The following is a 19,754-nucleotide window of genomic DNA, read 5'->3' as shown; positions in this document are numbered from 1 at the left end:
AAAATTTAAAGGGGTCGAGTATGGTCAACATGCAGCGGGCGACGTTGCGGTGCCAACAGTATGCGGGTGGCAAGCGGCCAAAGTAGTGCCTCAATCAAGGTTTGTAATACTCCGCTACCCATTGCCCACCAATAAATCGTGCCGCTTAAGAGCCAATGAATTAGTGGGGGAAAAAGGGCTACTAATAAAAATAAGGGGGTTATATGCAGTGCTTGCGAAACTACTGGCAAGGCAATAATGCGGCGGTGCCAAGTCACGGCTAAATATGCCGCTAGGGAATAGCTAAAAGCATGAATTCCTAATACATCAGAATTATGTACGTCCATCAGTAAGCCTAGCGCAAATGCAGATATAACCCCGATCAGGCGGTGTTGATGAATATTCCAAAAGATAAGCGCAAGCACTAAAAAATCGGGTACCCAAGCGTAGTTGCCCAGCGGTAAAAGATTGAGTAAAAGAGCGCACAATAAACTGACATAGATAAATCCACGATTTACTGGACGGAGGATGTAGCCGCTTTGAAAGTCGATCATTGCATGCCTTTGGTGCGGGTTTGACGGCGACCGGGAGCAAAGCCTGCGTTATCACTAGTTTGGCCCGTTGGATTACTAGAGGACTTCTGTAGGGCTGGTTTAGCATCGCCTTGTGTTTCATACAGCAAGGCCAGTGCATGGCGATAGCGATTGACTGGGGCAATCGGTACACAAAATACATTTGCGGCGTTTTTTTCTAAATTGCGTTCGATGCGGGTAATCATGGCGACCGCAAACCCAGGAGGATAGGTGCCATCAATTCCCGAGGTTAAGAGAATATCGCCCACCTCTAAATCGCTAGCAACTGGTAAATACCGCAGTTCTAAGGGATTACTGCGACCCGTACCAAACACCGCAGCCCGCAAACCGTTGCGAGCCACTTGAACAGGAATAGCAAAATCACGATCCTCAAGTAGCGACACCTCAGCTGAGTTTTCATAAATTCGTACAACCTGACCCAAAATACCAGCATCATTTGCAATGGGGTTCCCTGCTTTCAAACCATCATTGCTGCCACGATTAATCACGATCCGTTGTGAAATGGGATTTGGGGGATTAAATAAAATTTCAACTGGCAAGGTTTTATAAGTGAGTTGTTTTTGGAAATTGAGTAGTTGTCGTAAATTTTGATTTTCAGCCAAAAGTAATTCGCCCTGAGTAGCAAGTAATGCTAATTCAGATTGACGTAGCTTCATACTTTGATTTTCACGTTCGAGCTCGCTACGGGTAGTAAAGTAATTACTTGTCCAATCAAAAAACAAGCGTGGCGTTAGGCTGACATATTCAAGTGGCCGCAAGAGCCAATTGATTTGATTACGAACCGGATCTAGCGTATTAAAACGGAAGTCCATGATCATCAAGGCTAAGCTAATTGCCAGACAAGCAAGTAGTTTGACGAGGGCTGAAATACCCTGTTTAAAGAGGGGCGGAGCGCTATGTTGCAAGGCTCTGACCGAATAAACGGTTGTTTACTCTTGCGAGAAAACGCCGCTCAGCTTGTCCATGCGCTCGAGCGCAATACCAGAGCCACGAGCTACGCAGGTAAGGGGGTCTTCTGCAATGTGAATGGGTAAACCAGTCTCTTCTAAGAGAAGACGATCGAGGTCGCGCAGGAGGGCGCCCCCACCAGTGAGCATCATGCCGCGCTCCGCAATATCGGAAGCTAACTCAGGAGGGGTTTGTTCAAGCGCCGCTTTAACTGCAGTCACAATTTGATTTAAGGGGTCAGTCAGCGCCTCAAGTACTTCATTACTAGTAATCGTAAAACTGCGCGGGATACCTTCAGCCAAATTACGACCTTTTACTTCCATTTCTAATACGGCTGAGCCAGGAAAAGCTGAACCAATTGTTTTTTTAATATTTTCTGCAGTTTGTTCGCCAATAAGCATGCCGTAATTGCGGCGAATATAGTTGGCAATGGCTTCGTCAAATTTATCGCCACCAACGCGAACAGAGCCCTTATAAACCATGCCACCCAAGGACATTACCCCAACTTCAGTGGTGCCTCCGCCAACATCTATTACCATTGAACCGTGCGCTTCAGCCACGGGAAGGCCTGCACCAATGGCTGCAGCCATGGGTTCTTCAATGAGAAAAACTTGTGATGCACCAGCGCCTAAAGCCGACTCACGAATGGCTCGCCGCTCAACTTGAGTTGAGCCGCATGGCACGCAAATAATAATGCGCGGGCTGGGTCTGAATAGCTTACTTTCATGCACCATTTTGATAAATTGTTTGAGCATTTGCTCAGTAATGGTGAAGTCAGCAATGACCCCATCTTTCATGGGGCGAATAGCTTCAATATTGCCAGGTACACGACCTATCATCGCTTTTGCTTCAGTACCTACCGCCAGAATGGTTTTTTTACCATTAGGACCACCTTCTTGGCGAATTGCAACTACCGAAGGCTCATCGAGTACGATTCCCCGATCGCGCATATAAATCAGAGTATTTGCCGTACCAAGATCGATTGCGAGATCATTGGCAAAATAGTTACGAATCAGACCAAACATAATGGAAGTGGGAAAATAGTCGAGTTAATGAAGATAAAGAAGAATGATACCCTAGCGCCCAATGAAACTCGATGAAGTCCAGCGCATTGCGCACCTTTCTAGGCTCGAATTGAGCGAACCTGAGGCTGAGGCACTTTTGCCCCAGTTACAGGCAATTTTTGCTTTGGTTGCTGAAATGCAAGCAGTGGATACCAGCAATTGTGAGCCGCTGGCTCACCCGATTCTTTTTTTACGCGACTTAGCTCAACCGCTTCGTACTGATGAAGTGAGCGAAACCGATCAACGGACGGCAAATATGCGTTCAGCCCCAGCTCAAAAAGACGGCTATTTTCTCGTGCCGCGAGTGCTTGAATGAGTTGGCATGTTAGTACAGTGGCCTTGTTATCAAAGGCTTTAGCGGCTAAGCAGGTATCTAGCCGCGAGTTAACCAGCTATTTTTTAGAGCGCATCGCCAAGGGTAGCCGTTGGAATGCATTTTTAGATGTTAATCCTGCCTTAAGTTTGGCGCAGGCAGAGGCCGCCGACACCTTACGAGCAAGCGGATTAGGCGGTCCTTTAACGGGCATCCCAGTGGCGCATAAAGATGTTTTTGTCACTCGGGGCTGGCACTCAACCGCGGGTTCCAAGATGCTCGAAAATTATCAAAGCCCATTTGATGCTGCAGTGGTGGCCCGTCTAGGGATGCCCGATGAGCAAAATCCTACTGCCGCCGGCATGGTTTGTTTGGGTAAAACCAATATGGATGAGTTTGCAATGGGCTCCTCGAATGAAAACTCGGCTTTTGGCGCGGTGCTTAATCCATGGAATCCTGCATGCGTAGCAGGAGGTTCATCAGGCGGTTCAGCAGCAGCTGTTGCTGCGGGGCTAACACCGATAGCCACAGGCACCGATACAGGTGGTTCGATTCGTCAGCCCGCAGCACTTTGTGGGTTAACGGGAATTAAGCCAAGCTATGGACGGGTGTCGCGCTACGGCATGATTGCGTACGCATCCTCCTTAGACCAAGCGGGCCCCATTGGTAAGAGCGCAGAAGATTGCGCGTGGCTTTTAAGTGCCATGTCATTTCATGATGGACGCGATTCCACTTCATTAGCCGATTCGGGAGAAGACTATAGCCGTTATTTGAACCAAGGCTGGAGTGAGCCGCAAATTAAAAATGCAACGAAACCGTTAAGTGGTTTGCGCATTGGTTTGCCTACGGAGTTTTTTGCTGCAGGCTTAGCACCGGAAGTAGCTCAGGCAGTTGAAGCGGGAGCAGAACAGCTAGCAGCCTTGGGCGCCACTTTATGCTCCGTCACTTTGCCCAAAACAAAATTATCTATCCCTGTTTATTATGTGCTTGCCCCGGCTGAAGCCTCGAGTAATTTAAGTCGTTTTGACGGCGTGCGTTTTGGCCATCGCACAGCGCAATATTCTGATTTACAAGAGCTGTATAAAAAATCACGTAGCGAAGGTTTTGGCGCAGAAGTGAAGCGGCGCATTTTAATTGGCAGCTATGTTTTATCCCATGGATACTATGATGCATATTATTTGCAAGCGCAAAAGATACGGCGCATTATTGCCACCGATTTTCAGGCAGCCTTTCAGCACTGTGATGTCATTTTGGGGCCCGTTGCACCCGATGTGGCGTGGCCTTTGGGAGCAAAAACCCAAGACCCCTTGCAAATGTATTTGGCCGATATTTATACCTTATCAACCAATCTAGCGGGCTTACCAGCAATGAGTGTGCCTTGTGGCTTTAATCAAAATAACCTCCCCATTGGTATGCAACTGATCGGTAATTATTTTTCCGAAGCCCGTCTCTTGCAAATTGCCCATCAATATCAGCAGGCTAGTGATTGGCACCTGCGGCAGCCGAGCGAGGTGGCGTAATGGAATGGGAGGTGGTCATCGGGCTTGAAACGCATACGCAATTAAAAACCCAATCCAAAATTTTTAGTGGCGCGAGCACGCATTTTGGTGCGCCTGCAAATACCCAAGCCTGCGCAGTAGATTTGGCTTTGCCTGGGGTGTTACCCGTCTTAAATCGCCAAGCGGTCGAGCATGCAATTCGCTTTGGTTTAGCCATTGGCGCAACCATCGCGCCCAGCAGCATTTTTGCCCGCAAAAATTATTTTTATCCCGATTTACCTAAAGGCTATCAAATTAGCCAGTATGAAATTCCTGTTGTGCTGGGTGGTCAAGTAGAAATTATTTTTAATGGCGAGAGCAAGTTAATTCAACTAACCCGTGCTCACTTAGAAGAAGACGCTGGTAAATCGGTGCATGAAGATTTTATTGGACCCCATGGCGAGCCCTCCAGTGGTATCGACTTAAATCGTGCCGGTACGCCTTTACTAGAGATCGTGACCGAACCGGTAATGCGCAGCGCAGCAGAGGCCGTGGCTTACGCCAAAGCCCTGCACAGTTTAGTTGTTTGGCTTGATGTCTGCGATGGCAATATGCAAGAGGGTTCATTTCGGTGTGATGCCAATGTTTCAGTTAGGCCAATGGGTTCGGAGAAATTAGGCACGCGTTGCGAGATTAAAAATCTGAATTCGTTTCGCTTTATGGAAGAGGCGATGAATTATGAAATTCGTCGACAAATTGAATTAATCGAAGATGGCGGCGAGGTTAAACAAGAAACCCGTCTGTATGATCCCGATAAAAAAGAAACGCGGAGCATGCGCAGCAAAGAAGACGCTAATGATTACCGTTATTTTCCTGATCCTGATTTATTGCCTTTACAAATTGATCAGGCATGGGTTGCAAAAGTACGCGCTGGCATGCCCATCCTGCCAGACGCCGTGCGCAACCAATGGCAAAAAGAATTCGGCCTTTCTGCCTACGATGCGCAATTGTTATCACAAGATCGGGCGACGGCACAATTATTTAATGCCCTGGTTAGCTTGGTGGGACAGCCCATGGCAAAGGTCGCCGCCAATTTAGTTACTGGAGAGCTTGCTTCGGCGCTGAATCGCGCTAACCTAGCAGCGAGCGATTCACCGCTTAGTGCGAACGATTTAGCCCCATTACTCGAGCGCGTGGCTGACGGCACCATTTCAAATAAAATTGCCAAAGATATTTTTACCATTTTGTGGGATGAGGCTAGCACTGGTCAACGGAGTAGTACGATTGACACCATCATTGATCAGCGTGGCTGGCGACAAATTAGCGATAGTGGTGAGTTAGCGCTTTTAATTGATCAAGTGTTAACCGACAATGCTAAATTAGTTGCAGAGTTTCGGGCCGGCAAAGAAAAAGCGTTTAATGCATTGGTAGGGCAAATTATGAAGGCTTCTCAAGGCAAGGCTAATCCCCAACAAGTGAACGATTTATTACGTAAAAAATTAAGTTAGGAAGAGGGTATGAGTTCTAGTCATAGCGCAATCGATTCCAAGCAGGCAGAGCAAGAAGCCCTAGTTGCTGATTGGTTGCGAGCGACCCCCGAATTTTTTGAGCGCTATGCCGATTTGTTAAATGAAATTCGCTTAAAGCATCCCCATGGCGGTAGCGCTATTTCATTACAAGAGCGGCAGATGTCGATCTTACGCACCCAAAATCAAGAACTGAATCGTCGGCTGGGTGAAATGCTCCATTTTGGTAGCCGCAATGATAAAACGCAAAAGGGTTTAGTGGCTTGGTTGTTATTACTCATGCGGGCCAGCACTCGCTTTGAAGTAGAGGCTGCAGTGACCGTTGGTTTAGCCGAGGTATTTGAGGTTGATGCAGCCTTGATTTTGCCCCCCCAAGCATTTTTTTCACCGTGGCTAGAAAATCCTTTGTGTGGCTCTGCTAAAGAATTGCCCGCTGTGAGTATTGATTTACTAGCGACCCAAACAGCAATTGACGATCAATGGCAAAGTTTAGTGGCGATTGGTTTGCCCTTGAGCAGTCAGTCAGCGCCTGCAGTGCTCTTGCTCGCAAGTAAAGATGCCAGCCGCTTTACGGCAGATATGGGGGCTTTTTATTTACGTCAAATTGCTGAGTTAACTGCCGCTGCACTCGATCGTGTGCGCGCTTATGAGCCTGCCGCCACCTGAATTATTGCCATTAGCGCAAGCTTACGTGCACGAGTTGCATGTATTACGGCAGCTTTCGCCCCATACGCTCACGGCTTACCAGCACGATTTAAGGCAATTACAACTGCTTGCCCAGGAAGATGGCAGCGATTTGCTGAGCGCAACTAATGCGCAGGTTCGGCGTTGGGCTGCGCGCTTACATGCAAAGAATCAATCACCGCGAAGTATTGCGCGAACCTTATCTGCTTGGCGCGGCTGGTTTGATTGGCTAGGTCAGCAAAGCGCAGAAAAAAAGCGGATTCATAAAATTCAATTATTAACTAACCCAGTTGCCGACGTGAAAGCGCCTAAGCGCAATAAGCCGCTACCCAAGGCGCTGTCTGTAGAGCAAGCCATTGCCCTAGTGCAGCAAGCCCAGCGCGAAGCTTTAGAAAAAAAGGATTTAGATTCGCTTCGCGATGCCGCTTTAATCGAGTTGTTGTATTCCTCGGGCTTACGTTTATCAGAACTGCTTGGCATCGATATTTTAATTAGCCGTGACCGTCAGCGCGAGTCTGCAGGTTGGCTAGATTGGGACGCGGCTGAGGTAACAGTCTTGGGAAAAGGCGGTAAACGCCGGAGCATCCCCGTAGGCTTGCCTGCCATGACGGCATTACGGGCGTGGCGGAACTTTCTCGAGACAGTAGAGCCTCAGCCACTTAGCCCAGCTTTATTTATTTCCGCCAAAGGCGAACGTTTAGCCCCGCGCACGGTGCAGGTAAGGCTGCGTACCTTAGCGATCCGTGCAGGTTTACCAACCCATGTGCACCCCCATATGCTGCGGCATAGCTTTGCTAGCCACGTTTTGCAATCCTCACATGATTTACGCGCAGTGCAAGAAATGCTGGGCCATGCCAATATCGCCAGCACCCAAATATATACTGCCCTGGATTTTCAGCATTTAGCGCAGGCCTACGATTTGGCTCATCCCCGCGCTAAACCCAGCAAGGCGTAAGATAGCTAGCTTATTATCTTCACCAAGCACTGAAATGGAACTGATATGGCTTTAATTCCCGTCACAATACTTACTGGATTTTTAGGTAGCGGTAAAACGACTTTACTTAAACATATCTTGACCGAACAGCACGGTAAAAAAATTGCTGTTATTGAAAACGAGTTTGGTGAAGAAAATATCGATAACGATATTTTGGTACAAAGCAGTGAAGAGACGATTGTGCAAATGAGCAATGGTTGTGTTTGCTGTACCATTCGTGGCGATTTAGTTGAGGCCTTAAATCAACTATGGGAACAACGCCAGCAGAAAAAAATTCAGTTTGAGCGCGTGGTCATTGAAACAACAGGTGTCGCTAACCCAGGGCCAGTAGCGCAAACTTTTTTTATGGACGATGATGTGGCTGAGCATTATGTGCTCGATGCGGTTGTGACCCTAGTCGATGCAAAACATGGTCAACAGCAGTTATCTGAGCATGAAGAGGCCCAGCGGCAAGTGGGTTTTGCCGACCAAATTTTTATTACCAAAACAGACTTAGTCAGTCCTACTGAAATAGCGAATTTACGTAGTAGGCTCATGCATATGAACCCCCGTGCACCCATCAAGGCGATTACTCAGGGGGTCGTGCCGCTCAATGAAGTATTGGATTTAAAAGGGTTTAATCTCAATGCCAAACTCGATATTGACCCCCATTTCTTAGGCGCAGAAGAGCATGATCACGCTGACTGTGGGCATGATCATAGTCATGAGCACGCTGCTCATGATCATTCTGACCATGGGCATCAGCATCATGATCATGCTGGCCATACCGATCGAATTCAATCATTTGTATTTCGTAGTGAGCGCCCCTTTGATTCTAAAAAGTTAGAAGATTTTTTAGGTGGAATACTTGAAGTTTTTGGTGAAAAAATGTTGCGTTATAAAGGAGTGCTTTACGTGAAGGGGAGTGCCCGAAAAGTGGTGTTTCAGGGCGTACATCAAATGATGGGCAGTGACTTAGCTGGGCCTTGGGGTGCCGAACCCAAGCAAACCCGCATGGTCTTTATCGGCATCGATTTACCCAAAGATACATTAATGGCGGGCTTAGAGGGATGTTTGGTTTAAATTGGCGCAGGGTTCCTTGAGGTACAATCCCGCGCCACAGTCAGATTTAAAGTAAAGACTTAAAACCTTGGCAGAATGGGGCAATAATGCTTCAGGAATATTGGGAAGAAAAAGATGATCGCAAAAACAGCAAGTAACGCGAAGTTAGCCGAGAAAACCACGGAGAAAGTCAGCGCGACAATGGTCAAAGAAACCGTGAAGGCCGCAGCAAAGGCGAGCGCAAAACCGTCCTCGAAAGGCGTTACATTCATGCCTATAACAGAGGCTGAGTTACTACAGATGGGCGATAAAGATTATATGAATGCGTCCCAGCTGGAATTTTTTCGCTTAAAACTTGCCACTCTGAAAGAGGATATTTTAAAAAATGCCTCGGAAACAACCGAGCATTTGCGGGAAAATATTTTGGTGCCCGATCCTGCCGACCGCGCGACGATTGAAGAAGAGCATGCGCTGGAGTTACGTACTCGCGACCGCGAACGTAAACTGTTAAAAAAAGTTGAGCAAGCTTTGGCACGCATTGAGTCGGGTGATTATGGCTGGTGTGAAGAGACGGGCGAGCCCATTGGCCTGTCACGCTTAATTGCGCGGCCCACAGCAAACCTATCGCTTGAAGCCCAAGAGCGGCGTGAGCTACGTCAAAAACTGTTCGGTAATTAAGTCAAATATAAACTCAGGCAAGCGTAAACTAAAGCTAGTTAATGACGAAGACTTTACCTACTATAGCCGATATTTCCCCCTTGTTAAAGGCGGAGATTCTGGCCGAAGCTTTGCCCTATATACGCCAATACCATGGCAAAACAATTGTCATTAAATATGGCGGTAACGCCATGGTTGAGGAGCGCCTTAAAGAAAGTTTTGCGCGCGATGTCATTTTATTGAAATTGGTCGGCATGAATCCCGTGGTCGTGCATGGAGGCGGCCCACAAATTGATGAAGCTTTAAAGAAGATTGGCAAGACTGGCACTTTTATTCAGGGTATGCGCGTCACTGATGAAGAAACCATGGAAGTCGTGGAATGGGTTTTAGGCGGCGAAGTGCAGCAAGATATTGTCATGTTAATCAATCATTATGGCGGTCAAGCGGTAGGCTTAACGGGTAAAGACGGCGGCTTAATACATGCCCGTAAAATGTTTGTGCCCGATGAATCTAAGCCGGGCGCAACCATCGATCTCGGTTTTGTGGGTGAAATTGAAGCGATTAATCCAGCAGTAGTGAAGGCTTTACAAGACGACGCCTTCATTCCCGTAATTTCCCCAATTGGCTTTAGCGCAGAAGGACAGGCTTTTAATATCAATGCTGATTTAGTGGCAGGCAAGATGGCCGAAATTCTCAAAGCTGAAAAATTAGTGATGATGACCAATACCCATGGCGTAATGGATAAGAGCGGTAAATTACTAACCGATTTAACTGCCCGCGAAATCGATAGCCTTTTTGCCGACGGCACCATTTCGGGGGGTATGTTGCCAAAAATCGCTTCAGCACTCGATGCAGCTAAAAGCGGGGTTAACTCCGTACATATTATTGACGGTCGAATTGAGCACTCGTTGCTGTTAGAAATTTTGACCGAGCAAGCTTTTGGTACCATGATTCGATCACGCTAAGTTCTGGAAAATTGTTGAATGAGCCCGAGTAGAGAATCCGCCCCCTTTGCAGCAGAATCTCAAGGTGAGAGTCAGGGCTCTGACAAACTGCGTAAACGGCCGCGACCAGGTGAACGGCGCTTACAAATTTTGCAAGTATTAGCGGAAATGCTGCAACACCCGAAAGGTGAGCGCGTTACGACTGCGGCATTGGCAGCAAAAATTCAAGTTTCTGAAGCCGCCTTATATCGGCATTTTGCTAGTAAAGCGCAAATGTTTGAGGGGTTGATTGGTTTTATTGAGCAAACTGTATTCGGGCTAATCAACCAAATTACCCAAAAAGAAGAATCGGGTTTGGCCCAAGTGCGCGGCATTTTGCAAATGCTATTGGCGTTTGCTGAAAAAAATCCAGGGATGACCCGTGTGCTGTTGGGCGACGCTCTTTTACAAGAAGATGAGCGCTTACAAGAGCGCATTAGTCAGGTTTTAGACCGCGTTGAGGCATCCCTCAAGCAATCTTTGCGGATTGCGCAAACCCAAGGCGGGCAGATAGCCAAATTGGGGCAGGAAGAGATTAGTATTCGTGCCGCCATTCTCATGAGCTATATATTAGGACGCTGGCATCGCTTTGCGCGCAGCGGCTTCAAAAAACTACCCACAGAGGCTTCAGAACTTAGCCTGCGTATCTTGCTCTCAGAATGAGCGAGCTAAACCTTTCTCGTAATACGATTCATTTTGCCGAGCCTTTGCCGTTGCAAAGCGGTGCAATCTTAGCTAGTTACGATTTAGTGATCGAAACCTATGGCAAATTGAACGCCACTAAAAGCAATGCAGTATTAATTTGTCACGCTTTAAATGCCTCGCACCACGTTGCCGGCCCCAATCCAGATGATGCCAGCGATATGGGCTGGTGGGACAACATGGTTGGACCAGGTAAGCCAGTCGATACCAACCATTTTTTTGTCATTGGTGTGAATAATTTAGGCTCTTGTTTTGGTTCAACTGGTCCAATGAGCATCAATCCGGCAACTGGCACTTTTTATGGTGCCGAATTCCCGGTAATTACGGTTGAAGATTGGGTTAATACTCAGGCACGTTTAGCCGATAAATTGGGTATTCGGCGTTTTGCTGCCGTGATGGGGGGCAGTCTCGGAGGCATGCAAGCGATTGCCTGGGCAATTCAATTCCCCAAGCGTATTGGGCACTGTATAGCGGTAGCATCAACCCCCAAGCTATCGGCCCAAAATATTGCCTTTAACGAGGTAGCTAGAAATGCTATTCTTGCCGACCCCGATTTTCATGGTGGCAATTATTATGCGCATGGTGTGGTGCCTAAAAGCGGCTTACGTTTAGCGCGTATGGTGGGACATATTACCTATTTATCCGATGACGATATGGCAGAAAAGTTTGGCCGTGAACTACAACGCCCTGCTGGAGCGCCTGACGAATATCGTTTTAGTTTTGATGTCGAGTTTGAGGTAGAAAGTTATTTACGTCATCAAGGTGAAAAATTTTCAACTTATTTTGATGCTAATACCTATTTATTAATTACCCGTGCGCTCGATTATTTTGATCCTGCGCGGCGCTCAGGGGGTAGCTTGAGTCGCGCATTAGCTGAAGTGCAGGCGAAGTTTTTGGTAATTAGTTTTGTTACCGATTGGCGTTTTCCACCCAATCGTAGTCGCGAAATTGTTGAAGCTCTGCTGGTTAATAAAAGTGCTGTAACGTACGCCGAAATTGATGCCCCGCATGGCCACGATGCTTTTTTATTAGATGATGCGCGTTATCACCAGTTAATTCGGGCCTATTTTCAGACCATGGATGAGGCTAGCGTATGATGCGCGCTGACTTTATTGCGATCGCCAAATGGATTGCCCCGTCTAGCCAAGTACTAGATTTGGGTTGTGGTGACGGTAGTTTTCTAGAATTTTTACGCCAGCAAAAACCGGTGCAAGCTTATGGTGTCGAAATAGATGATGCGCGGGTTTTAGCCTGCGTGCAAAAAGATATTCATGTCATTCAGCAAAATCTCGAGGGTGGCCTCGCTTTATTTGGCGATCAGAGTTTTGATACCGTCGTGCTTTCGCAGACACTACAAACTATCCACCAGACCGAAAAAATCTTGCGCGAGGTAGTGCGGGTAGGGAAAGAATCGATTATCTCATTTCCAAATTTTGGCCATTGGTCACATCGTCTAGCCGTAGGTTTTGGGCATATGCCAGTTTCGAAGAGCCTGCCGTACCAGTGGTACAACACGCCAAACGTGCGCGTTTTAACTGTCGCCGACTTTGAAAAACTCGCTTCCAGTTTGGGTCTCAAGGTGATTGATCAATGTATTTTGCATGAAGGCAGAGAGGTGACTTTGTTACCCAATCTGTTTGGCAGCTTGGCATTATTTCGTATTCGACGTGCTTAATGTAATTCAGTCATGGCTTAAAGATTTTCGGGTTTATCTCGAATGGCCTTGTCTACGAATGCTTTTTTTAGGCTTCTCTGCAGGCTTACCTCTTTTACTAATATTGGGCACCTTAAGTTTTTGGTTGCGCGAGGCGGGAATTGATCGTAGCACCATTGGCTATTTAACTTGGGTTGGTTTAATTTATGCCTTTAAGTGGGTTTGGGCGCCGTTAGTCGATCGTCTGCGAATTCCTTTTCTCACTAAATGGTTTGGCCGCAGACGCAGTTGGCTGCTCTTTGCCCAAGCCTTAATTATTTTAGGTCTACTAGGCATGGCCAGTATTGATCCTAAGGTTGCATTGAATCCCATCGTGTGGTGCGCACTACTTGTGGCATTTGGTTCTGCCACGCAAGATATCGCCTTAGATGCATTTCGGATTGAATCGGCCGATAGCAATCATCAGGCGGCCTTGGCAGCCACTTATCAAACTGGCTATAGACTCGCTCTAATCTGGGCCGGTGCCGGCGTTTTATGGCTGGCAGCGCGGGTCGAGACGGATAGTGGATCTTATGATGTTAGTGCTTGGCAATTTGCTTATCTTTGTATGGCCGCTTCAATTAGTGTTGGCGTTATCACCACCTTATTTAGTCAAGAACCAGCACAAGTTTTACTACCGCAAGCACGCAACGCAAAAGCTTGGCTATATCAGACCTTAATTGAACCCTTCGCTGAATTTATTCAGCGCTATCACTATCAAGCCATCATCATTTTGGCCTTAATTGCGATTTATCGGATCAGCGATGTAGTGATGGGCATTATGGCCAACCCCTTTTATGTAGATATGGGCTATACCAAAGATGAGGTTGCTGCCGTGAGCAAAGTCTTTGGCGTCATCATGACCTTGCTTGGTGCTTTTATTGGCGGAGTTTTAACTCTGCGCTTTGGCGTGATGCGCATTTTATTTGTGGGTGCTGTGTTATCGGCGGTAAGCAATCTTTTATTTGCTTGGTTAGCAGCCCAAGGCCATGATTTACAGGGTTTGATTTGGGTCATTTCTGCTGACAATTTAAGTTCTGGAATAGCGAGCGCTGCATTTATTGCTTACTTATCTTCACTAACAAACATTCGCTATTCAGCAACACAGTACGCCCTATTTAGTTCAATGATGCTCTTATTGCCCAAATGGTTAGCGGGCTTCTCCGGCGTATTTGTAGATGCATTTGGTTATCAAGCTTTTTTTATTAGTACAGCCATTATTGGCGCGCCTGTCTTAATTCTGATTTGGTTGACGATGCATTTAAATATTGGGCAGAACAAAAAAATAGCAGAGTAGTTATTTTTTGATCGCCTTAAATAGGCCAGTCATAATCAATGGTCAAGGGCGCATGATCGGAGAAGCGTTCAATTTTGTAAATACGCGCTGCCTTTGCTTTAGCAGCAATGCCACCGGTAGCAATTTGGTAGTCGATGCGCCACCCCACGTTTTTGGCATACGCTTGGCCACGATTACTCCACCAGGTATAGCCGGTATCACTGGCCGCTGGCTCTAGGTGGCGATAAACATCTACATAGCCGACCTGGTCAAACAAATGCGTCAGCCAAGCGCGTTCTTCAGGCAAAAAGCCTGAATTATTCAGATTACCTTTCCAATTTTTAAGATCAATTTCTTGATGGGCAATATTCACATCACCGCAGAGAATAATTTCACGTCCTGATTTTTTTAATTGCAGCAGGTGCGGTAGAAATGATTTTAAAAAACGGAATTTTGCCGCTTGTCGCTCAGGTGAGCTAGAACCGGATGGCATATAAACAGAAATAATGGATAAATTCTTGAGGCGTATTTCCACATACCGACCTTCCGCATCAAATTCGGCATTACCATAACCATAAAGTACATCTTGGGGTTGATGCCTAGAGTAAATGCCGCACCCGCTATAGCCCTTCTTTTGGGCATGATGAAAATAGCCAGTCATACCAGTTGGGTTCAAAATTGTCTCGTCTAGATCATCGCGCTGGGCTTTGAGCTCTTGCAGGCAGACAAAATCAGGCGCTTGGTTTTGCATCCACGGCAAAAAGCCTTTTTTGACGGCAGAACGAATGCCATTGAGATTGGCGGAAATGATGCGTAACATAGAGGCTTATGAACCCACAAAATAATCAAATACAAAATAATCAACACGACTTTATTCGCTTTGCGCTCGAAGCACGTGTCTTAGCGTTTGGCGAGTTTAAAACGAAAGCGGGTCGGCTATCACCCTATTTTTTTAATGCCGGAGGATTTAGCAACGGGGTTTTATTAGGCGCTTTGGGTCGGTATTACGCCAAGGCTTTATTGGCATCAGGTATTCAGTTTGAAATGCTCTACGGCCCAGCTTATAAGGGCATTACCTTGGCTGCGGCAACCGTCATTGCTCTAGCTGAGCAGGGGCGCAATATTCCTTTTGCCTATAACCGGAAAGAAACGAAAGATCATGGCGAGGGTGGCACGATGGTGGGAGCTCCAATTCAGGGGCGAGTGGTGATTGTGGATGACGTTATTTCGGCCGGCACTTCGGTACGCGAATCAGTGAATTTAATTCGTGCTGCTGGGGGCGAGCCTGCCGCAGTCTTAATTGCCCTTGATCGCATGGAAAAATCGGGTACCGCACTTGATGTAGGCGCTTACTCTGCAGTACAAAGCATTTCACAAGACTTCGGTATCCCCGTCGTTTCTATTGCTAGCCTGCATGATTTGCTGACTTTTTTAACCGCTTCAGCCGATACGGACTTAAAGCAGTATTTGCCAGCGGTTGAGGCTTACCGCTTAAAGTACGGAATTAATGCTTAGCAAGTAGCGTTAGAGGCTAGTTTCACCTTCAAAAACGGTCATTGCGGGTCCATACATCTCAACCGCTTGAGGCTGACCATCAAGCATGCCAGGCCAGACTATTTCTAAAATTCCACCTCGAGTTTCAACCCGTACTGGGCTTAGCAGTAAGCCGCGCCGAATGCCAGAAACCACCGCTGCACAAGCGCCAGTACCGCAGGCAAGTGTTTCGCCCGCACCGCGTTCGTAGACCCGCAAGCGTATGGCATGAGCGTGCAGAATTTGCATGTAGCCAGCATTGACCCGCTGCGGAAAAGCCGAATTGGCCTCAATCTGCGCACCTTCTGTACCAACCGGGGTGCTCTCAATATCATCGACAACTTGAATGGCATGGGGATTGCCCATCGATATGGCGGCGATCCAATCAGCATGTGTGCCAGCATTACGGCTAATGGGTAAGGCATAGAGGGTTTCATGAAACTCTAGTTTGGATGGTAGCCCAGTCGGATTAAATGGAATAAGCTGGGGCTCAAAGATGGGTGCGCCCATATTGACTTTAACTTGCCCGTCAGCAAGCGCCTCAAGCGTGATGATGGAATGTGCCACCTCGACCCGCAGCGGATTCTTAGTAGAAAGTCCTTGCTCGTGAATGTAGCGGATAAAACAACGGGAGCCATTGCCACATTGCTCAACCTCACCACCATCTGCATTAAAAATCCGATAGCGAAAATCAGCATCCGGAAGCGTGGTTTTTTCAACCAGCAAAATTTGATCTGCACCCACGCCAAGTTGGCGATGGGCTAATTTACGCCATTGGTCTTTTGTTACCGCACTCAAATCATGGGTGATACCGTTCAGCACAATAAAGTCGTTGCCGGCACCATGCATTTTAGTAAAGCGAATTTTTTGTGGTGATTGCGTTGTCATTTACTTGAATATAAACCAGGCTCGCCAGGAGGGCGATGTTTAAAGCGTTTATGGATCCAGTAGTATTCAGCGGGATTTTTAATAATCTCCTGTTCATAGAGTCGATTGAGGCGCGCAGTATCGGCCACGGGGTCATCACTAGGAAAGCCATCAATGGGCTTGCTGATGGAACAAATATAGCCACTTTCATCTGGCTTTAGTGCCGTAATCATTAAACAAACTTCAGCACCAGCCATTTTTGCTAAGCGTGATACGGAAGTAACCGTACTCGTTGGTATTCCAAAAAAAGGTACAAACACACTGTCTTTAGGCCCCAAGTCAATATCAGGCGCAATAAAAACAAAATTACCAGCTCGAATTTCACGTAATAGATCACGTAAGCGGTTTTGCCGAGCAATCGATCTGCCGCCAAAACGCTCGCGCCATTGAATAATTTTTTGATTAAAAAAAGGATTTTTCATGTTTTGAAATAAACCAGTCCCTTTTGGTAGGTCGTGGTCAAGCGCTAGCACGGAGAGCGCTAAGATGCCACCCTCAATGCCAACAAAGTGTGGAGTGATTAATAAGCGAGGTTTACGATCACCCAATTCAATGGCTGCTTTGATGTCCACCATTGCGCTTATTTGCTTGGGGCTACCCATCCAAATTCGACTGCGCTCGATGACACTTCGTCCCAAGAGGCGCCAATGAGCTATAGCTAAGGCATCAATTTGAGCGGGTGAAAGCTGCGGAAAGCATAAGCGCAAATTGGTTTTAACCACATGTTTTCTTTCGCTGGGTAGGCGCGCTGCCAGCGATCCAAGTGCATAGCCGGTATGCACGGTGAGGGCATAAGGCATCACAGAAAAAAAACGCAAAAGACCAAGGACCAAAAAATGAAGTGTGGTTTGTAGCCAATGCATGATGAAATTTTTTTACTGAGTTGGGGGCAGTTCTGCGCCACTAGGGTGCTTGAAGCGGTTATAGGCCCAAATATATTGATTGGGAGCACGGCAGATGATTTTTTCCAAAGCTAAATTTAATTCTGCTGCAGCGAGCGTAGCGTGATCAGAAAATGTAGGTAAGCGTTCTGCATGAATAAGCCAGCCCTGCCCAAAACCCTTACGTTGCGCAGAAAATAGCACGACCGGAATCTGCTTGCGACCCGCCAGCCGAGCAGGCAAGGTAGTTGTGTAGGCGTAGCGACCAAAAAAAGGCGCCCACACACCTTCGCCTCCGCTTGGCACTTGATCTGGCAAAATGCCGATGGCCTCACCACGACTCAAGGCCCTAACCATTTGCCGAACACCATGCAGATTGGTCGGTACAAAATGCATATTGGGGTAAGCGCGCCACGATTCAATCACTTTATTCAACCAATCTTGTCTGGCAGGGCGGTACAAAATAGTGGCTGGAAAATGGTTTGCCAAAATGCGCGGAATAATTTCAAAACCACCTAAATGGGGACAGAGCATGATGAGGCCATGACCCTCGTCGATCGCTGCCTCAACTAGACTCCAGTTGCTAACCTCAGCCAAAGCAAGGGCTTTTTTGGGGTTATGCCAGATCCACAGACTGTCGGAAAGCAGCATTCCAGAACCCGGAATAGCCTTTAAATATTGGCATTTGAGCTGGCTTGCCGCTAAGGCCTCAGCATAATTAGCCTTAAAAAGGGCGCGATACTTAGCAGAGGCTAGATAAGCAACATAGCCCAAAAAGCCACCAAAACCTTGCGCAACTGCTAAAGGCAGGGCAGCCACAATGCGGAGCATGAGGTTAATTAATGGAGAAAGCATTTGATAATGATATTCATAAAGTCCGAACACAGACAAAATCAGGCTGAACTTCAGACCCATCTACTGGAGGATCAACCCCTTTAGTAAGTAGGCATTTTTTCAGTTAAAATAGCACTATCGCCGAGTTAAGACAACTTGCGGGGCGATTCAAAAATTCTGCTAAAGCGTCGCCGTTGTATTTCCGGCACGTCTGTTGTCATTTAAGTCGTGTTTATTTTTTAATAAGGAAAATGCAATGGCAAACGAATATTTCTTTACCTCAGAGTCAGTTACTGAGGGCCACCCCGATAAAGTTTCTGATCAAATTTCTGATGCCATCTTAGATGCCATCTTGACCCAAGATCCGACCGCGCGAGTCGCTGCAGAAACACTTTGCAACACGGGTTTAGTGGTGCTTGCGGGTGAAATTACCACTCACGCCAATGTCGATTACATTCAAGTTGCGCGGAATACCTTGCGCGAAATTGGCTATGACAATACCGAATATGGCATTGATTACAAGGGCTGCGCGGTTTTGGTCGCCTACGATAAACAAAGTCCCGACATTGCTCAGGGCGTCAACCATGCGGCCGATGACGGCTTAGATCAAGGCGCTGGCGATCAAGGCTTAATGTTTGGATATGCTTGTGATGAAACCCCTGAGCTAATGCCTATGCCAATACACTTGGCCCATCGTTTAGTCGAGCGTCAATCGCAATTACGCCGAGACGGCCGTTTAAATTGGTTACGCCCCGACGCCAAATCGCAAGTTACTTTACGTTACGTTGATGGCAAGCCAGACTCAATCGACACGGTCGTACTCTCGACGCAGCATGCTGAGGATATTTCCTTAGAGCGCTTGCGCGAAGGGGTGATTGAAGAAATTATTAAGCCTGTCCTGCCTAAGCATTTAATTAAAGGCGCGATTAAATACTTGGTCAATCCGACTGGCCGCTTTGTAATTGGTGGCCCGCAGGGAGATTGCGGCCTGACAGGCCGAAAAATTATTGTAGATACCTACGGTGGCTCAGCGCCGCACGGCGGTGGCGCATTTTCGGGCAAGGACCCTTCTAAGGTAGATCGCTCAGCAGCCTATGCAGGGCGTTACGTGGCAAAAAATATTGTTGCTGCAGGGCTAGCGACGCGTTGTCTCATTCAAATTTCGTATGCAATTGGAGTGGCGCACCCCACATCCGTGATGGTGAGCACGTATGGCACCGGCAAAATTGCCGATGAAAAAATTGCCCAATTGGTAGCTGAGCACTTTGATTTACGTCCTAAAGGGATTGTCAAAATGCTCGATTTATTGCGACCGATTTATCGTAAAACTGCTGCTTATGGGCATTTTGGGCGCGAAGAGCCCGACTTTACGTGGGAGCAGCGTGATAAAGCTGCCGCTTTGAAAGCCGCAGCAGGAATTTAATGTACGCTTGAAAGTCTGTTCTGATAAGGCTTTCAAGCGAACTTAGCTGAAGTTATGCAGGAAGCTAAAAAAGTGTTTACAATTTAACCAGATCTTCAAGGAGCGTTGCAAGGGGCTAATTGAATTGCCTCCCCAGGCTTGAAGAGGGCAGACCTAGTCTGCTTTTGCAACTGCGCTCGCTAACCCGTGGTCAATGGTTGGCGAGTTTACTTGCCCCAGCATTGA

At 47.2% G+C, this 19,754-nt stretch carries 21 protein-coding genes and 1 riboswitch; of the genes, 14 read left to right on the top strand and 7 right to left on the bottom strand.

Annotated features, from left to right (window positions below; genetic code table 11):
- Positions 1–5 precede the first annotated feature (5 nt).
- Genes mreD through LZG75_RS00945 form a run of 3 tightly spaced genes read right to left on the bottom strand, consistent with a single transcriptional unit; the run spans position 6 to position 2,545 of the window.
- Positions 6–533 (bottom strand): rod shape-determining protein MreD, encoded by a 528-nt coding sequence (gene mreD / locus LZG75_RS00955; RefSeq protein WP_233924404.1) that lies wholly within the window; start codon positions 531–533, stop codon positions 6–8.
- The gene (gene mreC, locus LZG75_RS00950) at positions 530–1,477 is read right to left on the bottom strand and encodes a rod shape-determining protein MreC (protein ID WP_233924405.1); all 948 of its coding nucleotides are present in this window, start codon (positions 1,475–1,477) and stop codon (positions 530–532) included. The genes mreD and mreC overlap by 4 nt, the downstream gene beginning before the upstream one ends.
- 24 nt (positions 1,478–1,501) lie before the next feature.
- Complete coding sequence (locus tag LZG75_RS00945; RefSeq protein WP_233934792.1) at positions 1,502–2,545, bottom strand: rod shape-determining protein; 1,044 nt, start codon at positions 2,543–2,545, stop codon at positions 1,502–1,504.
- Between the two features lie 61 nt (positions 2,546–2,606).
- Here LZG75_RS00945 and gatC point away from each other — a divergent pair, with 61 nt between their 5' ends.
- The 12 genes from gatC to LZG75_RS00885 all read left to right on the top strand — a co-directional run bounded on the left by gatC (position 2,607) and on the right by LZG75_RS00885 (position 13,952).
- On the top strand, positions 2,607–2,900 hold the full coding sequence (gatC, locus tag LZG75_RS00940) for an Asp-tRNA(Asn)/Glu-tRNA(Gln) amidotransferase subunit GatC (protein WP_233934791.1): 294 nt from the start codon (positions 2,607–2,609) through the stop codon (positions 2,898–2,900).
- Positions 2,897–4,417, top strand: coding sequence for an Asp-tRNA(Asn)/Glu-tRNA(Gln) amidotransferase subunit GatA (gene gatA, locus LZG75_RS00935; RefSeq protein WP_233934790.1), 1,521 nt, complete (start codon positions 2,897–2,899; stop codon positions 4,415–4,417). Before gatC ends, gatA begins: the two co-directional genes overlap by 4 nt.
- Positions 4,417–5,883 (top strand): Asp-tRNA(Asn)/Glu-tRNA(Gln) amidotransferase subunit GatB, encoded by a 1,467-nt coding sequence (gatB, locus tag LZG75_RS00930; protein WP_233935706.1) that lies wholly within the window; start codon positions 4,417–4,419, stop codon positions 5,881–5,883. The genes gatA and gatB overlap by 1 nt, the downstream gene beginning before the upstream one ends.
- A gap of 9 nt (positions 5,884–5,892) precedes the next feature.
- A complete protein-coding gene (locus LZG75_RS00925; protein WP_233924409.1) occupies positions 5,893–6,567 on the top strand; it encodes a DUF484 family protein in 675 nt (224 codons plus the stop codon).
- Positions 6,548–7,540 carry a tyrosine recombinase XerC gene (locus tag LZG75_RS00920; protein ID WP_233934789.1) on the top strand — a complete coding sequence of 331 codons (993 nt, stop codon included), beginning with the start codon at positions 6,548–6,550 and terminating at the stop codon, positions 7,538–7,540. Before LZG75_RS00925 ends, LZG75_RS00920 begins: the two co-directional genes overlap by 20 nt.
- A gap of 45 nt (positions 7,541–7,585) precedes the next feature.
- Positions 7,586–8,641 carry a GTP-binding protein gene (locus tag LZG75_RS00915; RefSeq protein WP_233924411.1) on the top strand — a complete coding sequence of 352 codons (1,056 nt, stop codon included), beginning with the start codon at positions 7,586–7,588 and terminating at the stop codon, positions 8,639–8,641.
- Positions 8,642–8,890: 249 nt separating this feature from the next.
- Positions 8,891–9,298 carry an RNA polymerase-binding protein DksA gene (gene dksA / locus LZG75_RS00910; RefSeq protein WP_233924657.1) on the top strand — a complete coding sequence of 136 codons (408 nt, stop codon included), beginning with the start codon at positions 8,891–8,893 and terminating at the stop codon, positions 9,296–9,298.
- A 41-nt stretch (positions 9,299–9,339) separates the two neighbouring features.
- Entirely contained in the window at positions 9,340–10,242 is a 903-nt protein-coding gene (gene argB / locus LZG75_RS00905) for an acetylglutamate kinase (protein ID WP_233924412.1), read from the top strand.
- Positions 10,243–10,260: 18 nt separating this feature from the next.
- Complete coding sequence (gene slmA, locus LZG75_RS00900) at positions 10,261–10,923, top strand: nucleoid occlusion factor SlmA (RefSeq protein WP_233924413.1); 663 nt, start codon at positions 10,261–10,263, stop codon at positions 10,921–10,923.
- The gene (locus LZG75_RS00895) at positions 10,920–12,059 is read left to right on the top strand and encodes a homoserine O-acetyltransferase (RefSeq protein WP_233924414.1); all 1,140 of its coding nucleotides are present in this window, start codon (positions 10,920–10,922) and stop codon (positions 12,057–12,059) included. The genes slmA and LZG75_RS00895 overlap by 4 nt, the downstream gene beginning before the upstream one ends.
- Positions 12,056–12,637 carry a methionine biosynthesis protein MetW gene (gene metW, locus LZG75_RS00890; protein ID WP_233924415.1) on the top strand — a complete coding sequence of 194 codons (582 nt, stop codon included), beginning with the start codon at positions 12,056–12,058 and terminating at the stop codon, positions 12,635–12,637. Before LZG75_RS00895 ends, metW begins: the two co-directional genes overlap by 4 nt.
- Positions 12,600–13,952: an MFS transporter gene (locus LZG75_RS00885; protein ID WP_304610425.1), complete on the top strand. Its 1,353-nt coding sequence runs from the start codon at positions 12,600–12,602 to the stop codon at positions 13,950–13,952. Before metW ends, LZG75_RS00885 begins: the two co-directional genes overlap by 38 nt.
- A gap of 16 nt (positions 13,953–13,968) precedes the next feature.
- Here the strand turns inward: LZG75_RS00885 and LZG75_RS00880 are convergent, their stop codons facing one another.
- Positions 13,969–14,751 (bottom strand): exodeoxyribonuclease III, encoded by a 783-nt coding sequence (locus tag LZG75_RS00880; protein WP_233924416.1) that lies wholly within the window; start codon positions 14,749–14,751, stop codon positions 13,969–13,971.
- Between the two features lie 8 nt (positions 14,752–14,759).
- Here LZG75_RS00880 and pyrE point away from each other — a divergent pair, with 8 nt between their 5' ends.
- Complete coding sequence (gene pyrE, locus LZG75_RS00875) at positions 14,760–15,446, top strand: orotate phosphoribosyltransferase (RefSeq protein ID WP_233934788.1); 687 nt, start codon at positions 14,760–14,762, stop codon at positions 15,444–15,446.
- A gap of 9 nt (positions 15,447–15,455) precedes the next feature.
- On the opposite strand, the gene dapF is transcribed toward pyrE, so the two are convergent.
- The 3 genes from dapF to LZG75_RS00860 are packed head-to-tail and all read right to left on the bottom strand — an operon-like array spanning position 15,456 to position 18,127.
- Entirely contained in the window at positions 15,456–16,352 is an 897-nt protein-coding gene (gene dapF, locus LZG75_RS00870) for a diaminopimelate epimerase (protein ID WP_233924418.1), read from the bottom strand.
- Positions 16,349–17,254 carry a lipid A biosynthesis acyltransferase gene (locus LZG75_RS00865; protein ID WP_233934787.1) on the bottom strand — a complete coding sequence of 302 codons (906 nt, stop codon included), beginning with the start codon at positions 17,252–17,254 and terminating at the stop codon, positions 16,349–16,351. The genes dapF and LZG75_RS00865 overlap by 4 nt, the downstream gene beginning before the upstream one ends.
- A gap of 12 nt (positions 17,255–17,266) precedes the next feature.
- Entirely contained in the window at positions 17,267–18,127 is an 861-nt protein-coding gene (locus tag LZG75_RS00860) for a lysophospholipid acyltransferase family protein (protein WP_233934786.1), read from the bottom strand.
- A gap of 235 nt (positions 18,128–18,362) precedes the next feature.
- Between LZG75_RS00860 and metK the strand changes: the two genes are divergently transcribed.
- Complete coding sequence (metK, locus tag LZG75_RS00855) at positions 18,363–19,529, top strand: methionine adenosyltransferase (protein WP_233924421.1); 1,167 nt, start codon at positions 18,363–18,365, stop codon at positions 19,527–19,529.
- A 91-nt stretch (positions 19,530–19,620) separates the two neighbouring features.
- A riboswitch (S-adenosyl-L-homocysteine riboswitch) is annotated at positions 19,621–19,714 on the top strand.
- Positions 19,715–19,754: the final 40 nt, after the last annotated feature.

Source organism: Polynucleobacter sp. IMCC30063, assembly GCF_021395235.1.
Taxonomy (GTDB): domain Bacteria; phylum Pseudomonadota; class Gammaproteobacteria; order Burkholderiales; family Burkholderiaceae; genus Polynucleobacter.
The sequence above is the reverse complement of the archived record's forward strand: the minus strand, read 5'-3'. Positions and strand labels throughout refer to the sequence as shown.

Coding starts and splice junctions, on each gene's coding strand:
- metK (WP_233924421.1), top strand. CDS start 18,363: ATGGCAAACGAATATTTCTTTACCTCAGAGTCAGTTACTGAGGGCCAC.
- argB (WP_233924412.1), top strand. CDS start 9,340: ATGACGAAGACTTTACCTACTATAGCCGATATTTCCCCCTTGTTAAAG.
- gatA (WP_233934790.1), top strand. CDS start 2,897: ATGAGTTGGCATGTTAGTACAGTGGCCTTGTTATCAAAGGCTTTAGCG.
- gatB (WP_233935706.1), top strand. CDS start 4,417: ATGGAATGGGAGGTGGTCATCGGGCTTGAAACGCATACGCAATTAAAA.
- LZG75_RS00925 (WP_233924409.1), top strand. CDS start 5,893: ATGAGTTCTAGTCATAGCGCAATCGATTCCAAGCAGGCAGAGCAAGAA.
- slmA (WP_233924413.1), top strand. CDS start 10,261: ATGAGCCCGAGTAGAGAATCCGCCCCCTTTGCAGCAGAATCTCAAGGT.
- LZG75_RS00920 (WP_233934789.1), top strand. CDS start 6,548: ATGAGCCTGCCGCCACCTGAATTATTGCCATTAGCGCAAGCTTACGTG.
- dapF (WP_233924418.1), bottom strand. CDS start 16,352: ATGACAACGCAATCACCACAAAAAATTCGCTTTACTAAAATGCATGGT.
- metW (WP_233924415.1), top strand. CDS start 12,056: ATGATGCGCGCTGACTTTATTGCGATCGCCAAATGGATTGCCCCGTCT.
- LZG75_RS00945 (WP_233934792.1), bottom strand. CDS start 2,545: ATGTTTGGTCTGATTCGTAACTATTTTGCCAATGATCTCGCAATCGAT.
- dksA (WP_233924657.1), top strand. CDS start 8,891: ATGCCTATAACAGAGGCTGAGTTACTACAGATGGGCGATAAAGATTAT.
- pyrE (WP_233934788.1), top strand. CDS start 14,760: ATGAACCCACAAAATAATCAAATACAAAATAATCAACACGACTTTATT.
- LZG75_RS00860 (WP_233934786.1), bottom strand. CDS start 18,127: ATGCTTTCTCCATTAATTAACCTCATGCTCCGCATTGTGGCTGCCCTG.
- mreD (WP_233924404.1), bottom strand. CDS start 533: ATGATCGACTTTCAAAGCGGCTACATCCTCCGTCCAGTAAATCGTGGA.
- LZG75_RS00880 (WP_233924416.1), bottom strand. CDS start 14,751: ATGTTACGCATCATTTCCGCCAATCTCAATGGCATTCGTTCTGCCGTC.
- gatC (WP_233934791.1), top strand. CDS start 2,607: ATGAAACTCGATGAAGTCCAGCGCATTGCGCACCTTTCTAGGCTCGAA.
- LZG75_RS00915 (WP_233924411.1), top strand. CDS start 7,586: ATGGCTTTAATTCCCGTCACAATACTTACTGGATTTTTAGGTAGCGGT.
- LZG75_RS00895 (WP_233924414.1), top strand. CDS start 10,920: ATGAGCGAGCTAAACCTTTCTCGTAATACGATTCATTTTGCCGAGCCT.
- LZG75_RS00865 (WP_233934787.1), bottom strand. CDS start 17,254: ATGCATTGGCTACAAACCACACTTCATTTTTTGGTCCTTGGTCTTTTG.